Origin of the sequence: Nocardia sp. NPDC024068 (assembly GCF_040638875.1) — a bacterium.
In the GTDB taxonomy this organism is placed as follows: domain Bacteria; phylum Actinomycetota; class Actinomycetes; order Mycobacteriales; family Mycobacteriaceae; genus Nocardia.
Map to the genome: position 1 here is coordinate 1 of NZ_JBEZYU010000086.1, position 15,640 is coordinate 15,640.

At 69.0% G+C, this 15,640-nt stretch carries 15 protein-coding genes; 6 read left to right on the top strand and 9 right to left on the bottom strand.

Features of this window, described 5'->3' with window-relative positions; genetic code table 11:
- The 3 genes from AB0F41_RS30085 to AB0F41_RS30095 all read right to left on the bottom strand — a co-directional run.
- Positions 1–217: hypothetical protein (locus tag AB0F41_RS30085; protein ID WP_357429709.1), on the bottom strand; the 217-nt coding region annotated here is incomplete at its 3' end.
- A gap of 323 nt (positions 218–540) precedes the next feature.
- On the bottom strand, positions 541–1,278 hold the full coding sequence (locus AB0F41_RS30090) for a hypothetical protein (RefSeq protein WP_357429711.1): 738 nt from the start codon (positions 1,276–1,278) through the stop codon (positions 541–543).
- Positions 1,279–1,356: 78 nt separating this feature from the next.
- Positions 1,357–2,112, bottom strand: a complete 756-nt coding sequence (locus tag AB0F41_RS30095) for an HAD-IIA family hydrolase (RefSeq protein WP_357429736.1) — start codon at positions 2,110–2,112, stop codon at positions 1,357–1,359.
- A gap of 269 nt (positions 2,113–2,381) precedes the next feature.
- Between AB0F41_RS30095 and fgd the strand changes: the two genes are divergently transcribed.
- Positions 2,382–3,392, top strand: coding sequence for a glucose-6-phosphate dehydrogenase (coenzyme-F420) (gene fgd, locus AB0F41_RS30100; protein WP_357429713.1), 1,011 nt, complete (start codon positions 2,382–2,384; stop codon positions 3,390–3,392).
- 50 nt (positions 3,393–3,442) lie between these two features.
- Here the strand turns inward: fgd and AB0F41_RS30105 are convergent, their stop codons facing one another.
- Positions 3,443–3,943, bottom strand: a complete 501-nt coding sequence (locus tag AB0F41_RS30105; protein ID WP_357429715.1) for a DinB family protein — start codon at positions 3,941–3,943, stop codon at positions 3,443–3,445.
- Between the two features lie 127 nt (positions 3,944–4,070).
- Positions 4,071–4,724, bottom strand: a complete 654-nt coding sequence (locus AB0F41_RS30110) for a Uma2 family endonuclease (RefSeq protein WP_357429716.1) — start codon at positions 4,722–4,724, stop codon at positions 4,071–4,073.
- 201 nt (positions 4,725–4,925) lie between these two features.
- On the opposite strand from AB0F41_RS30110, the gene pta reads away from it, so the two are divergent.
- On the top strand, positions 4,926–6,998 hold the full coding sequence (gene pta, locus AB0F41_RS30115) for a phosphate acetyltransferase (RefSeq protein WP_357429718.1): 2,073 nt from the start codon (positions 4,926–4,928) through the stop codon (positions 6,996–6,998).
- Positions 6,995–8,242 (top strand): acetate kinase, encoded by a 1,248-nt coding sequence (locus tag AB0F41_RS30120; protein WP_357429720.1) that lies wholly within the window; start codon positions 6,995–6,997, stop codon positions 8,240–8,242. Before pta ends, AB0F41_RS30120 begins: the two co-directional genes overlap by 4 nt.
- Here the strand turns inward: AB0F41_RS30120 and AB0F41_RS30125 are convergent.
- Positions 8,236–9,741 (bottom strand): PLP-dependent aminotransferase family protein, encoded by a 1,506-nt coding sequence (locus AB0F41_RS30125; RefSeq protein ID WP_357429722.1) that lies wholly within the window; start codon positions 9,739–9,741, stop codon positions 8,236–8,238. The two genes, AB0F41_RS30120 and AB0F41_RS30125, sit on opposite strands and share 7 nt — an antisense overlap.
- Before the next feature lie 61 nt (positions 9,742–9,802).
- On the opposite strand from AB0F41_RS30125, the gene AB0F41_RS30130 reads away from it, so the two are divergent.
- Positions 9,803–10,027 carry a hypothetical protein gene (locus tag AB0F41_RS30130; protein ID WP_357429724.1) on the top strand — a complete coding sequence of 75 codons (225 nt, stop codon included), beginning with the start codon at positions 9,803–9,805 and terminating at the stop codon, positions 10,025–10,027.
- A gap of 62 nt (positions 10,028–10,089) precedes the next feature.
- Here the strand turns inward: AB0F41_RS30130 and AB0F41_RS30135 are convergent, their stop codons facing one another.
- From AB0F41_RS30135 to AB0F41_RS30145, 3 genes are all read right to left on the bottom strand, one after another.
- Positions 10,090–10,383: a hypothetical protein gene (locus tag AB0F41_RS30135; protein WP_357429726.1), complete on the bottom strand. Its 294-nt coding sequence runs from the start codon at positions 10,381–10,383 to the stop codon at positions 10,090–10,092.
- Positions 10,384–10,570: 187 nt separating this feature from the next.
- Positions 10,571–10,867 carry an excalibur calcium-binding domain-containing protein gene (locus AB0F41_RS30140; RefSeq protein WP_357429728.1) on the bottom strand — a complete coding sequence of 99 codons (297 nt, stop codon included), beginning with the start codon at positions 10,865–10,867 and terminating at the stop codon, positions 10,571–10,573.
- A 108-nt stretch (positions 10,868–10,975) separates the two neighbouring features.
- Positions 10,976–13,363 (bottom strand): hypothetical protein, encoded by a 2,388-nt coding sequence (locus AB0F41_RS30145; protein WP_357429730.1) that lies wholly within the window; start codon positions 13,361–13,363, stop codon positions 10,976–10,978.
- Between the two features lie 229 nt (positions 13,364–13,592).
- Between AB0F41_RS30145 and AB0F41_RS30150 the strand changes: the two genes are divergently transcribed.
- Positions 13,593–14,036 (top strand): DUF3151 domain-containing protein, encoded by a 444-nt coding sequence (locus tag AB0F41_RS30150; protein ID WP_357429732.1) that lies wholly within the window; start codon positions 13,593–13,595, stop codon positions 14,034–14,036.
- A 68-nt stretch (positions 14,037–14,104) separates the two neighbouring features.
- The gene (locus tag AB0F41_RS30155) at positions 14,105–15,199 is read left to right on the top strand and encodes an FUSC family protein (protein ID WP_357429734.1); all 1,095 of its coding nucleotides are present in this window, start codon (positions 14,105–14,107) and stop codon (positions 15,197–15,199) included.
- Positions 15,200–15,640: the final 441 nt, after the last annotated feature.

The following is a 15,640-nucleotide window of genomic DNA, read 5'->3' on the forward strand; positions in this document are numbered from 1 at the left end:
CCTCCCCCACCTTCACGAGCAACGCCACCTCCCCCACCTTCACGAGCAACGCCACCAGCCCCACCTTCACGAGCAACGCCACCAGCCCCACCTTCACGAGCAACGCCACCTCCCCCACCTTCACGAGCAACGCCACCTCCCCCACCTTCACGAGCAACGCCACCAGCCCCACCTTCACGAGCAACGCCACCAGCCCCACCTTCGCAAGCAAGGCCACCTACCCCACCTTCACGAGCAAGGCCACCTACCCCACCTTCACGAGCAACGCCACCTCCCCACCTTCGCAAGCAAGGCCACCTCCCCACCTTCGCGAGCAAACCTGCATGAACACCTGGGCAGGTTCCGTGATCATGGAAGTGCTAAAAGGCCGCAACCTATGGTTGGTGCGCGCACCCCGAACAACCCAGCCACGACCCGGCACCCGCGTCACCACCCGGTTCCGATCCGAACCGGACACGTCCACAGAACGGGCCACCCCCGCGGTGCCGAGTTCAGCGAGGCACACAAAGGGTTCGGCGCGCCAGCGCGCCAAAACACATCTCAGGCGAAGACCGACTTGTGGGCGGCTCCGAGCAAGCGCACCAGGTCCGCGCTGTCGGCGTCGTCGAGGGCGGCGAAGGCGGGTGCGATCAGGTCGTCGGTGACCGCTTCGGCGCGCTGCCAGGCCGCGCGGACCTCGTCGGTGATCTCCTCGAAGGGTTCCGGCCAGCCGTACAGGCGGGCCTGTCCGGGACCGTCGTTGAGCGGGGAACCCGCGATCAGCACAGCTTGCAACGGCGTGATGCCGGCGGCGCGGACGGCCAGCAGATGCAGGCCGCCGCGGAGTTCTCGCAGTACGTAGATCAGCTGTTGCGCGCGGCCGGCGGCATCCTCGGGCAGCGGCAGTGCCCGCCAGCCGGCGAACAGGGGAACGGCGGACGGATCGGCCGCCGTCACCACCTTCTCGAGCAGAGCGGCGAGCCGGTCGACATCGGCGAGCCCGCCGAGTTTGCGGCGGCCGAATTCCTGACAGGCGGCCGCGTAGCGCAGCGCCGCCGTGGTTGCGGGCATCGGCACCGATTCCCAGGCCGCGCGGACCGAATGCGGGGGAAAGAATCCGAACGCCGCGGTGACCACCTCGGCATCGACCTCGCCGAGGGCCCCGCCGCGGCCCCGGGTGTACGGGCCGATGAAGTTGTCGACACCCGTTTCGGCGGCATAGGCTCGGGCCTCCCGGGAGAACTGGAACCCACCGCCGAGTTCCTGGATGTACTTGTTCACTGCGGCACCGACAGTCACGAGATTCCCTCCGCTGATACGACTGTCGTCACCCTAACGTGTTCTTACGCCGTACGGACCTTCTCGGGCGACGGTCCGTCATTCGAACGGGGTACGTACCCGCCCCACCAGTTCGGCGACCGAGTTCAGCACCATGGTCGGCCGGTAGGGGTAGTGCTCGACCGATGTTTTCGTCGAGATACCGGACGTCACCAGGATGGTGCGCATACCGGCCTCCATCCCCGAGATGACATCGGTGTCCATCCGGTCGCCGATCATCACACTGCTCCGGGAATGGGCGTCGATGCGACGCAGCGCCGAGCGCATCATCAGCGGATTCGGTTTGCCGATGTAGTAGGGGTCGCGGCCGGTGGCGCGGGTGATCAGCGCCGCCACCGAACCCGTCGCCGGTAGCACCCCGTCCCGGGACGGGCCGGTGGGGTCGGGGTTGGTGGCGATGAAGCGGGCGCCCCGCTCGACCAGGCGGATCGCGGTGGTGATCGCTTCGAACGAGTAGGTGCGGGTCTCCCCCAGCACGACGTAATCGGGGTCGACCTCGGTCAGCACATAGCCGATCTCGTGCAGTGCGGTGGTCAGCCCGGATTCGCCGACCACATAGGCGGTGCCGCCCGGCCGCTGCTCGTTCAGGAAACTCGCCGTGGCCAGGGCCGACGTCCAGATCGACTGCTCCGGGATCTCCAGCCCGGTCTGCCGCAACCGCGCCTGCAGGTCGCGCGGGGTCCGGATGGAGTTGTTGGTCAGAACCAGGAACGGGATCGCCTCCGCCCGCAGTTCGGCGAGGAATTCGTCGGCACCGGGCACCATATGGTCCTCGTGCACCAGCACCCCGTCCATATCGGTGAGGTAGGACAGGATCGGTTCGTCTGTGCTCACACCGTCGATTCTGCGCTTCGCCGCGCATCGGGTGGGTATGCCGCGCCCGGAAGCGGTCGCGCGGTGACCGAGACCACCACATGGATACCCCCGCGACGTGCGGATGAGTCGCACCACCGCCCGCACGCCGGCCGGGTGCGGGACTGCGGGTGGGCCTCGCCCACCTATGCCTATTAGTGTCGAATCCGGGCCGGAAACGGTCCGACCACAAGCGACAGGAGTGGCGCAACATGGGTGAGCTGAAGCTCGGGTACAAGGCGTCGGCGGAACAATTCGGACCCCGTGAACTGGTGGAGCTCGCGGTGCTGGTCGAGGAACACGGACTCGACAGCGCGACGGTCAGCGACCATTTCCAGCCGTGGCGGCACAAAGGCGGCCATGCGCCGTTCTCGCTGGCCTGGCTGGCGGCCGCGGGTGAGCGCACCGAGCGGATCGTGCTCGGCACCTCGGTGCTCACCCCTACCTTCCGGTACAACCCCGCGGTGATCGCCCAGGCGTTCGCGACCCTGGGCTGCCTGTATCCGGGCCGCGTCATGCTGGGTGTGGGCACCGGTGAGGCGCTCAACGAGATCGCCACCGGGTATGCGGGCGAGTGGCCGGAGTTCAAGGAACGATTCGCGCGGCTGCGGGAATCGGTCGACCTCATGCGGGCGCTGTGGACCGGTGAGCGTACCGATTTCGAGGGCACGTACTACAACACAGTGGGCGCCTCCATCTACGACGTGCCCGAGGGCGGTATCCCGGTGTACGTCGCGGCCGGCGGGCCGGTGGTGGCCCGCTACGCGGGGCGCGCGGGCGACGGCTTCATCTGCACATCGGGCAAGGGTATGGACCTCTACACCGAGAAGCTCATGCCGGCCGTCGCCGAGGGCGCGGAGAAGGCCGGTCGCGAGGTGAACTCCATCGACCGGATGATCGAGATCAAGATCTCCTACGACACCGACCCGGAGCTGGCGCTGGAGAACACCCGCTTCTGGGCGCCGCTGTCACTGACGGCCGAACAGAAGCACAGCATCACCGATCCGATCGAGATGGAAGAAGCGGCCGACGCGCTGCCGATCGAGCAGATCGCCAAACGCTGGATCGTGGCGAGCGACCCCGACGAGACCGTGGAGCTGGTGAAACCGTATATCGACGCGGGCCTGAATCACCTGGTGTTCCACGCGCCCGGCCACGACCAGAAGCGGTTCCTGGATCTCTTCCAGCGCGATCTGGCGCCCCGGCTACGCAAGCTGGGCTAGAGCCTGGGCGGAGAGCCACTGCCGCGACGACCGGCCGACGAAACCGTAGTTCATCGGCCGGTCGCGCCGTCGATGAGTTCGCGGAGAATATCCGCGTGGCCGGCGTGGCGGCCGGTCTCCTCGATCATGTGAACCAGCGCCCAACGCACACTGGGCGCCCGCTTGCCCGGCCGTGCCCGCGGCACAGACGCAGCGAGGTCCGCGCAACTGTCGAGGACTTCGTTCGCGCGTTCCACCACATCCCGGTAACGACCGACCACATCGGCCACGCTGTCGGTCGGGGACGCCCGGAAGGTGGACGGCCAGTCGGTGACATTCTCGCCGAGGAAGATCGAGCGTTCGACGAAGGTCAGATGCTCGAGCAGTCCGAGCAGATTCGTACCGGACGGGACGGCGGCGGCCCGGACCTGCGGCTCGGGAGCACCGTCGACCTTGGCCGCGATCGAGGCCCGGAGGTAGTCGAGGAAACCACGCAGGATCTCGATCTCGCTGTTCCCCGTCCGGGGCGGAGGAGCGTCGCGGCGACGTTCCGGGCGGGGTGTGGTCGGCACAGCAGTCTCCCTCGTAGCCGATTCACCGACAATTCGCGGCCCACCAAGTGTTTCGACAATTCCCATGATGGGCACGAAAATTTGCAGTTCCGGCAAATGTCGCGAGTTCGTGTGGTAGTTGCTGCGGTCAGAACGCGAGTTCCGGCCACGAGATGTCGATGGCAAATGGGTGCTCGGCAACGATCCGCTCGGAATCCTGCGGTGTCCATTTGCCGATAAGCAAGTAGTTGGCCGGATAGAGCGGGTGGACACCGGCCGGAAGCCGACCGTGGGTGGCCTCCAGCGCGAATGCGCGGACCATGGCGATCGCGCTTTCCTCGCGGGCCAGGGTCACCTCCCAATACCAGGGGATACCCGCCTTCGCGTACCGCGATTTCTTTTCGTCCATATCCGTCTGGGTGTTCGAGGGCGACAGCACCTCTCCCACCAGCAGCACGTCGGCGGCACGGATATCCCGGTAGGGCGCGTCCAGGCAACGGTAGGCGAGGAAATCGGGGGTGACGAAATCGGATTTCCCGTGGGTGCCGAAGAAGACATTCGTTTCGAAGTCCACTCGCACACACCGCTCGGGATCGCCGGCCATTGCCTCGCGCGCACATCGTTTCAGCGCCGCCGTCAATGCGAAAGTGAAAGCCTGGTGTTCGGCCGGACCACGCCGCACCCACACCACACGCCCCTCCCACAGTTCGATCTGCCCGGCGATTTCCTCCGGAAGTCGCTCCAATTCCTCCCACGTCATGAACTCGGGAAGGTCGGGCCGGTCGACGGATGGGCGCGCCATGCACTCATGGTAGCGGCCGGTGACAGGCTGCCGACCAGGTCCGATCAGCTCTGGAGGCGGTCCGAGATCCCCGCACTCACCCCCTCGGCGGCACCGACCTCGACGTCGGTGGCAGGCCCATGCCGATGACCGGCAGGGGTGCTCGGTGGGCCCGCAGCCTGCTACCTCCAGGTAGCGGCCGACCCGGTTACGCTCTCACCCATGGCCGAGGTTGCTGCGTCCAGTGTGTACATCGCATCGCCGGAGGGCGATACCGGGAAATCGACAGTGGCGCTCGGCGTGCTGCAGATGTTGTGCGCGACCACCGCGCGGGTGGGGGTCTTCCGGCCCATCACCCGGTCGGTGACCGAACCCGACTACATCCTGGAGCTGCTGCTCGAGCACAGCACCGTCGACCTGGAATACCAGCAGGCGGTGGGGGTGAACTACGAGCAGGTGCACGCCGACCCCGACGGCGCGATCTCCGAGATCGTCATGCGATACCACGAGGTCGCGGATGTCTGCGATGCCGTCGTGATCGTGGGCAGCGACTACACGGATGTGGCCAGCCCGAGCGAACTCCGGTTCAACGCGCGGATCGCGGTGAACCTCGGGGCGCCGGTGCTGCTGGTGGTGCGCGGCGCGCAGCGGTCGCCCGGTGAGGTGGCGCAGCTGGTGGACCTGTGCGCTGCCGAGCTGTCGGCGGAGCACGCGCAGCTCGCGGCGATCGTCGCCAACCGGTGCGCGCCCGGCGAAATGGACGCGATCCGGGACAGACTCACCGGATTCGGTGTCCCGTCCTGGAGTCTGCCCGAGGTGCCGCTGCTGATCGCGCCGACCATGGCGGAGTTGTGTGCCGCGCTCGACGGCGAGATCTACAGTGGCGACCCCGAACTGCTGCACCGCGAGGCGCTGGGGGTGATGGTCGGCGGAATGACCGCCGAGCACATTCTGGAACGGCTCTACGACGGCGCCGTGGTGATCGCCCCGGGCGATCGGTCCGATGTACTGCTGAGTGTGGTGAACGCGCACGAGGCGGAAAGTTTCCCGTCGCTGGCCGGGATCATCATGAACGGCGGCCTGCTGCCGCATCCCGCGATCGCCCGGCTCATCACCGGGCTGAAACCGCGATTACCCATTCTGACCACCGGCCAGGGCACCTACGACACCGCCGGTATCGCGCACCGGACCCGGGGCCGGATGTCGGCGGAGAACCCGCGCAAAGTGGATACGGCGCTGGCGCTGATGGAAACCCATGTGGACGCCGGAGAGTTCCTGCGCCGTCTCGAGGTACCGCTCACCAGTGTGGTGACTCCGCAGATGTTCGAGTATCAGCTCATCGAACGCGCACGGGCGGACCGCAAAACCATCGTGCTGCCCGAGGGCGACGACGACCGGGTACTGCGGGCGGCGGGGCGGGTGCTGCAGCGCAAGATCGCCGATCTGATCATCCTCGGCGACGAGACCTCGATCCGGGCGCGGGCCGCGGAACTGGGGGTGGATATCGCCGACGCGGTGGTCTTGGACCCACGGACCTCCGACCATATCGACGATTTCGCCCGTGAATACGCCGACCTGCGCAAACACAAGGGCATCGGCCTGGAGCGGGCGCGCGAAACCGTCACCGATATCTCCTATTTCGGCACCATGATGGTGCATCGCGGCCTCGCCGACGGCATGGTGTCCGGCGCCGCGCACACCACCGCGCACACCATCCGCCCGTCGTTCGAGATCATCAAAACGGTTCCCGGGGTCGCCACGGTGTCCAGCGTCTTCCTCATGTGCCTGGCCGACCGGGTGCTGGCCTACGGCGACTGCGCGGTGGTCCCGGATCCGACCTCGGAGCAACTGGCCGATATCGCCGTCTCCTCGGCGGCCACCGCCACCCGGTTCGGGATCGACGCCCGCATCGCCATGCTGTCCTATTCCACCGGCGAATCGGGCAGCGGCGCGGATGTCGACAAGGTCCGGGTGGCCACCGGGCTGGTACGCGAACGCGCGCCGGAACTCCTGGTGGAGGGGCCGATCCAGTACGACGCGGCCATCGAACCGACAGTCGCCGACGCCAAGATGCCCGGATCCGAGGTGGCCGGCCGGGCCACGGTTTTCATCTTCCCCGACCTCAATACGGGCAACAACACCTACAAGGCGGTACAGCGCAGCGCGGGGGCGGTCGCGATCGGGCCCGTCCTGCAGGGCCTGCGTAAACCGGTGAACGACCTGTCTCGCGGCGCGCTGGTCACCGATATCGTGAACACGGTGGCCATCACCGCCATTCAGGCTCAGCAGCAATGACCGCGACGCGGTCCGGCGAACAGGAGACTGCGGTGGACAGCAAGCTGGTTCTGGTGGTCAACTCCGGCTCGTCCTCGATCAAATACCAACTGGTGGCACCGGTATCGGGCAAGGTCGCGGCGGCGGGGCTGGTGCAGCGGATCGGTGAGGACAACGGTTCGATCGAACACACCGACGGCGACCGGACGATGACCGAGGAGATCCGGGTAGCCGACCATACGGCCGGATTGCGGCTGGCCTTCGAGAAATTCGCCGAGACGGGGCGTGATCTGACCGTCGCGGGAGTCACCGCGGTGGGGCACCGGGTGGTGCACGGCGGCGAGATCTTCTACCGCCCGACTCTCATCGACGACCGGGTGCTGCGCACGATCTCCGAGCTGTCCACCCTCGCGCCGCTGCACAATCCGGCCAATGTCCGGGGTATCGAGGCCGTACGCACATTGCTGCCCGAGGTGGCGCAGGTGGCGGTCTTCGACACCGCGTTCTTCCACGGACTGCCCGAAGCCGCGCGCACCTACGCCATCGACCGGCAGGTCGCGCGGGCCCACGGTATCCGCCGCTACGGTTTCCACGGCACCTCGCACGAGTACGTTTCGGGCCAGGCCGCGCAATTCCTCGGACGCCCGGCGGATTCGCTGAACCAGATCGTCTTCCACCTCGGCAACGGCGCCTCGGTCTCGGCGCTGCGCGGCGGGCGGCCGGTGGATACCAGTATGGGCCTGACTCCGCTGGAGGGCCTGGTGATGGGCACCCGGTCCGGCGATCTGGATCCCGGGATCATCCTGCATCTCATGCGCGCGGCGCAGCTGGATATCTCCGGTGTCGACCGGCTGCTCAACCGGGGCTCCGGGCTGCGCGGGCTGGCGGGGGTGAACGATTTCCGCGAGTTGCGACGGCTCATCGACGCCGGCGACGCCGACGCCCGCACCGCCTACGACGTCTACGTGCACCGTATCCGCCACTACCTGGGCGCCTATCTGATCGAACTGGGCGGGGTGGACGCGATCACCTTCACCGCCGGTGTGGGCGAGAACAATCCGGATATCCGGGCCGATGCGCTGGCCGGGCTGCAAGGGTTCGGTATCGCGGTGGACCCCGGCCGCAACACCGCCGCGGACCGCACCGCCCGCCGGATCTCCCCAGCGGACGCCCCCGTCGCGGTCCTGGTGATTCCGACCAACGAGGAACTCGCCATCGCGCGGGCGGCACTCGCCGTCACCGAGGCGGAACCCGGAAGTCAGTAGCAGGTGAGAGGCTGCAGCGCATCGCCTGCCTGCGGACCCAGACTCGCGTATGCGGTGGCGATCGCCGTCACTGCCCGGCGCAGGTCGGGTTCCGAGGTGGTGTAGGGCAGGCGCAGGAACCGTTCGAAGGCGCCCTGCACACCGAATCGGGGTCCGGCGGCGAGAAGGACACCGTGGTTGGGCGCCGTGGCGGCCAGCGCGGACGCCACCGGCGCCGGTAGTTGCGCCCATACCGACATCCCGCCGACGCCGGGCAGCACCTGCCAGCCCGGCAGTTCGTCCGCCATCGCCGCCAGCAGCACCTCACGCTGGTTCCGCAACAGTGCCCGGCGGTGCCGGAGAATCGGCTCGGAGTTCTCGAGCAGGTGGACCGCCGCCAGCTGATCCATCACCGGCGTTCCCATATCGACCGTGGCACGGGAGGTCAGCAACCGGGTGATCAGCGATTCCGAGGTCCTGATCCAGCCGACCCGCAGCCCGCCCCAGAAGGATTTGGAAGCCGAGCCGATCGTGATCACCTCGGACCCTCTGGCGAACGCGGCGACCGGTGTCGGCTGCGCCGAGTCGGTGAGGGACAGATCGACCATCGATTCGTCGATGATCAGCGTCATCCGGGTCTCCCGGGCGATGGCGGCGAGTTCGGCGCGAGCGGCCTCGTCCATCAGGAAACCGGTGGGGTTGTTGTGGTCGGGCACCAGATAGGCCAGCGCGGCGGCGGTCTGGCGGGCGGCACTGCGAATCCCGTCGAGGTCCCAGGCCGCGTGGGGGGCTTCGAGACGCAGGGGTACGGGAATCGGCCGGGCACCGACATCGCGGATCGCTTCGATCGCGTTGGGATAGGTGGGGTGATCGATGAGTACCCGCGACGTGGGAGCGGCCAGTACGTTCACCAGCAGCCGCAGACCGTGCTGGGCACCGAGGGTCACCAGGATCTGGTCGGCGGTGGTCGGCAGGCCGCGCTCGGTGTAGCGGCGGGCGAGCGCCTCCCGCAGCGGCCCGATCCCCACCGGGTCCATTCCGTGAGTGCCCAGATACGAGGGAATCCCTTGGAGGGCGACGGCGTACGCGTCCTCCATCTCGGGTGGTGCGGTCATCGCGGCGTAGGTCATATCGACAGCGGGCCGGTCGCCGGTGGACATGGTCGCCAGGATGCCGCGCGCGACCCGGCGGCCGTCGTGCGCGATGGCCGGAGGCAGGGCGACCGTACTGCGCGACCCCTGCCGCGTGATGAGGTAACCGTGTTCGCGCAGCAGCGAATAGGTGGAGGTGACCGTGGTGCGGCTGACCCCGAGCGTCGCGGCGAGATCACGTTCGCTCGGCAGGGCCACCCCGAGCGGCGCCCGGCCGTCGTGGATGAGTAACCGGATTCCCTCCGCCAGCGCCAGATAGGCGGGGCGGGAGGTTTTCCGGACGGCGGTATCCGTGGAAGCGGGATCGGTACTGCGCCAGTGCCCGAGATCGCGGGCGAGGCCCGAGGCGCCGATCACTCGTGTTGCCATAAGGTCCAGTATCGACCGATTGGCTCTTTATCGGCAAGTCCAGTAGGCGGATGCTGGAACCATGACGCTCTTGGTGACGCTCGTGGGAGTGGGAACATTCGCCTTCTTCGCCTATCAGTATCTCGTGACCGAATCACGGATACCCGAACTGCTGGAACGGTACCGGCCGCTCGGCTCGGTCACCGACGACTCGCGAACCCGGTACGACACCGAACGCGAATACCGGGACCTGGACGCGGCCCGCGCACACCGGGGGCGGGACCCGATCCCATTCCGCGCCGGGTGACCCCGGGACGACCTGCACACTCGTCAGCGACCAGTCCAGTTGAAAAACTGGACTGGTCTTCGCTAGTTCAGCGGGTGCCGGCGGTAGAACTCACACGCGTCACCGGAGACCACACCGTCCTCGCAGGCGAAATAGGTCTGGATACAGGAATTGCTGTCACAGCCCAACCGGACGAGCTGGTCGCGGATGCGGAGGCTGCGTTGCTGCGGCGTCTCCGCCGGCGGCGCGGCCTGCGAGACCGGGGCCGCGGAAGTCGTGGCGGTACCCGTACCGGTGTCGGCGCAGGCGGCGAACAGCATGGTCCCGGCGCACAGGGCCGTGACGGCTGCGAATCGGGCGGCGGATCTCGTAGTCATGCGCACCTCCACTTCCCCCGGGTGTTCGACGAGCGGCCAGCCTAACCGACACCCGGGCAGGCCGGAACCGGTCGAGAAGCCCGAACTGGACCGACCGGACGGTTCCGACAGCCTCGGCGATCGATCTCCGCTGGTAGTCCGGCCGGTGGCCCATATGTGCCGTCAACCGGACAATCGCGCTATCGCCTCAGAACTCGCCGACTTCGCAGGCCAGCCCGTCACCGTCCGCGTCGAGTTGCCGCGAATATCCCGGCTGCCCGCCGTACAGCGGGGTATCGGTCTCCCGCCGGGCGTGACCGCAGCTGATGTAGTACGGGTACCCCTCCTCGTCGGGCGGCGCCTCCGCGCGATCGGCCGGAAGAGGATGGGAATCGTCGATCGTATTCGACGACCGTGGCGGATCCGCCGCGGCCGGAGCGGCGGCGAGGAACGTCAGAGCACAACCGGCGGCGACGAGACGGGCAGCGGTTCTTCGAGAACTCATGATGGAATCCTTGGAGCGAAGGGATATCTCCATCCTCACCCGGACTCCGAGAAAGTGAAAGGCCCGTGATCCAGGGGGCGAGCGCCGGACGCGCCCGCCCCCAGCGGATTACGGAGTCGCCGTCGGCGGATCGCACACCTTCCAGCCGCTTTCGGTCTGCTGCAGGTCCAAGGTCCGGGTGGTCTGCTCCGGATCCGCCTCGGTCTGCACACTGACCTGCGCGAGCGCGGTCCGGTCGGTGATCTGGACGGCGTCGACGCCGGTGACCTCGGGGATACTGCCCTCGGCGACGGCCTGCTGGTGCACGCCCGCGAACTGCTCCTCGGACAGCCCCTGGTAGTACTCGTGCAAACCGCCGCAGGTCGCGTCCCGGAGACTCGGGAGGTCACCGGATTCCAGCGCGCCGGTGTAATCGCCTATCGCGGCGCGGATCCTGGCCTGCGGGGAATCATCGTCGGAACCGACTCCCACCAGCACCGCGATCAGCGCTATCACCAACGCCGCCGCTGCCCCGCCCACGACCAGCCACTTCTTGTTCGCGCCCGGCCCCGCCGGTACGGACGCGGGAGCAGGCGCCACCCGCTGCGGCGACGCGATCTGCGGCGGCGCGGAGTAGGGCGCCGCCGGCGCGACCCGCTGTTCGGCAACGGTCTGCTTGTTGTCGGCGGGCGACGGCGCCGAACCCGGACGCTGCGGGGCCGCTTGCGGCCGAGCGCCCTGGCGCGGCACGGGCGGCGGTCCGCCGGGCCGCTGCGGTGCCGGTTGGTCCGGACGACCGGGAGCCACCGGGCCCGGCCGTTTCGGCCCAGGCTGTGAACGCGGGGTGGCTGGCGGTTTCGACAGCGGCGGCGCGCCGGGGCCCACCCGATCGGTCCGGGCCGGACCCTGAGTTCCACCCGGGCCCTGCTTCGGCCGTCCGGCCTGGCGCACCTGATTCATGTCGATACGCTCGGTGGCATCGGCGTCGGGCCGCTGCACCGGCATGGCCACGGTCTGCGCTTCGGTGGCCCGCGGGTCCTCGGGCTTCTTCGGCGCCCCGGACCGCTGGGTGCCTCCGGGTCGTTTCGCACGGGGGATCACGACGGTTTTCGCGTCGGTGTCCTCCGGCTCGGCCGGCTCGTCGCCACCGGCCGGGGCATCCCCGGCGATGTCGCCGTCCGGTTCCGCGCCGCGATCCTCGGCCTCGGTTTCGCTCCCGGCCTCGGTCTCGGTGCCGCCGCCGGTTTCGCTGCCTACCTGGGAGCCGGTACCGCCGCTGCTTTCACTGTCGGCCTCGGTGTCGCCGCTGGTTTCGGCGACTTCGGATTCGGCGCCGCCTTTGGACTCGCTTACATCCTGGGGCTCGCCGCCGTCCTGGGGATCACTGCCCTTCTGGGGCTCACTGTCCTGCGGCACCTCGCCGGCGTCCTGGGGCTCGCTTGCCGACCCGTCCACCGGGGCCGCCGGGGTCTGCGCCGCGGCGCCTTCCACGGATTCGGAGCCCGGCACCGGACCGTCGCCGCCGTCGTCCTCTCGACCATCGGCACTACCGGTACCGCCGGTCTCGGCTGTACCACCGTCCTCCGCAGCGCTCGGGCCCCCGGCCGCGGCACTCGTCTCGGCGGGGGAATCGTCCCGCTCCGCGGCGTCTGCGGTGACCTCGGCGGCCGGTTCGGACTCGGTCCGGGTGCCGGGCTCCTGCCCGGCGTTCCCGCCCTCGGCGGCCGGCGCACCGGACGTGGGTTCTCCGGAATCGCCGCTGCCCGCGCCGACCGGCTCGGCCGCGTCATCGCCGACCTGCCCGCCCCCGCTGCCTCGATCGGAGGCCTCGGCACCCTGCCCGGTGGCGGAATCATCGGGACCGGCCGGGGTGCCCTCGGCAGCAGCGGCGTCACCACCCTCGCCATCCGAGCCGGCAAGATCGGGCTCGTCCGCGGTCTCCCGGCCATCGCGGTCCGTGGCTTTATCGGTCGTGGCCTTCTCGGTTCCGGCGTTCCCGGCCGCGGCCGCGCCCCCCGCCTTCGCCGACCCCGCCGGGGAATCGCCGCCCGGGGACGCAGGGGCGTCGTCCGCTCGCACGTCATCGGCCGCCCGCGTCTCGGTATCCGCGGCGGTGCCGTCCTGCTCGGACTCTGTCACCTCTGCACCATCACCCTCGGCGGTGACGCTGTCCACGACAGCGGCAGGCGTGTCGCCCGCCACCTCGGCCACGGATCCCTCGGCCACAGATCCCTCAGCCGCGGGTTTCTCGGCTGCCGGGTCCTCGACCTCGGGCGTCTCACCGGTCGAATCCGCGGCGTCCGCCTCGCCGGCGCCGGCATCCGAGGTGGCCGGAGCCGGCTCCCGCGTCCCCGAGGTGGCGATCGCCTCGGTCTGCGCGTCGACGACACCGCCGGCCGGGTTCTCGTCTCCGGAATCGGCCGACGCCCGGGGAATCGCGGCCGTCTCCTCGTCGCTCTCCACCGCACCCGGCCCGCCGGATTTCCCGGCCCCGGCCCTGGGGATACGGGAGGTCACCGCATCGGCTGCCTGCGACGACCGCGTTCCGCTTTCCCGCGACGTCTCCTCGGCGGCGGAATCCGCTCGTGAATCGTTATCCGCGGACGAGCCGGAACCTGACTCCGAACGCGTCGGTTTCTTGTCGTCGGTCGGGTGCGACACCTATACCCCTCGTTACTGGCAAACAGAATGTGACGTAGATGGCCAGCCTATCGAGCATTCCCCGGGGCCGTGCACAATGAAGCCCATGACCTCGTTCGGTGATCTGCTCGGCCCGCAACCCGTCCTCCTCCCAGAGCTCCACGCGGCGCAGGACGCGCTGGACGCGGGCGCCGATCCGGTCCGGGTGGCCGCCGAGAATCCGGCCGCATCGATCGCTTGGGCCACCCTCGCCGAAGCCGCCCTGAACCGGGCCGCCGACGCCGGGGAATCGGTCAACCACGATGTCGTGGCCGCCTACGCGTTCGCCCGCACCGGCTACCACCGCGGGCTGGACCTGCTGCGCCGCAACGGCTGGAAGGGATTCGGCCCGGTCCCGTGGGAGCACGAACCCAACCAGGGCTTCCTGCGCAGCGTCGGAGCCCTGGCCCGGGCCGCCAAGGCGGTCGGCGAATCCGACGAATACGCCCGCTGCCTGGATCTGCTCGAGGACTGTGATCCCCGCGCGGCCGGGGAACTCGGTCTGGGCTGAACGACCCCGCGGCATTGATCCACCAGAACTCGCCGGTCGCCCGGGCCAGAACCAGGGGCGCCGCCCGGATGCGGCGTTCCTGGAAACGGCTGCGCCTGTCCGCGCTACCCATCGTGCAATGCTCGCTGGCTGCGGCACTGGCCTGGTTCCTGGCCAAAGACGTGGTCGGCCACCCGCTCCCGTTCTTCGCACCCACAGCGGCGGTGGTGTCGATCGGCACGGCGTTCGGGGCACGGCTGCGCCGGTCCCTGGAACTGGTCGTAGGGGTCGCCGTCGGTATCGGTGTCGGCGATCTGTTCATCTCTCAGGTCGGTACCGGGGTCTGGCAGATCGCCCTCGTCGTGGCTGTGGCGATGGGCCTCGCGGTCTTCCTCGACGGCGGCCCGATCATCGGTATCCAGGCATCCGGTTCGGCGGTCCTGGTCGCGACGCTGATGCCCCCCGATACCGGCGCCGGTCTCTCCCGCATGGTCGACGCCCTGATCGGCGGACTGGTCGGGGTGGTCGTCGTGGCGGCGCTGCCGCTGCACCCGGTGCGCCGCGCCCGCGAACACGCCGCCGCCGTCCTCGCCGTGATGGGTAAATCGCTCGACGACTGCGCCCACGGCCTACTGGAACAGGACCCGGCCAAAATCCACGACGCCCTCACCGCGGTACGCGCCACCCAGCCACAACTGGATTCGCTGCGCAAAACGCTGGAGGGCGGCCGCGAGGTGAGCCGGATCTCCCCGCTGTACTGGAATTCCCGAAGCCGGCTGGAACGGTTACGCGCCGCCGCCGACCCGCTCGACAACGCCGTCCGCAACACCCGGGTACTACTGCGTCGCTCGCTGACTTTGGTGCGCGACGACGAAATCCTGCACCCCGGACTGATCGAAGAAGTGGAGCGGCTGTCCTCGGCGGTGGAAGTGGTACGGCGCATGGTGCTCGCCGACCCCGGCGAACAACCCGACCGCGCCGAAGCCGCGCGGGCCCTGCGCTCGGTGGCCAAACAGGCGAACCCCGATCTGGTATCGGGATCGGGACTTTCGGCACACGTGGTCTTCGCGCAGATCCGATCCACCCTGATCGACCTCATGCAGGTATGCGGGGTGCAGCGGGTATCGGCACTGGCACTGCTGCCGCCGACAGTACCCAACCCCTATGTCATGCCCCAGAATTGAGCGACCCGCACCCCGGCAGCGCCGCCCCGACGACAGCCGCAGGCACGCCAGGACCACCCGCCCCGCGCCTCCGGACTCGAAACCGTCTCGAGTAGCCGACTACCCGCGCCACCGAAACCGGCCTCCAGTAATGTGAAATATGACCGAACCGGTTCCACCGGTGCGGTCGGGACCCCACCCGTGCGCCGCGTTGCCGACGGACGGTGCGCACAGCACCGACCCCGTTTCGGATACCTGGACGCCGGCCCGGGCGGGGAATCCGGGCCCGTCCGGCGCCGCGCCGGACGGGCCCTCTCGGAGACATGGAGCGGCTCCGCCGCTCGAGGTTCGGCCCTCCTGAGCGTCTGCTGTCAGCCCTCGAGACTCGTGGCTTCGCCACCTGGACCGCTTCTCGGCCGAATCGCATCGGCGGGCGGCGGCGGCGATCGAGAACGGATACTT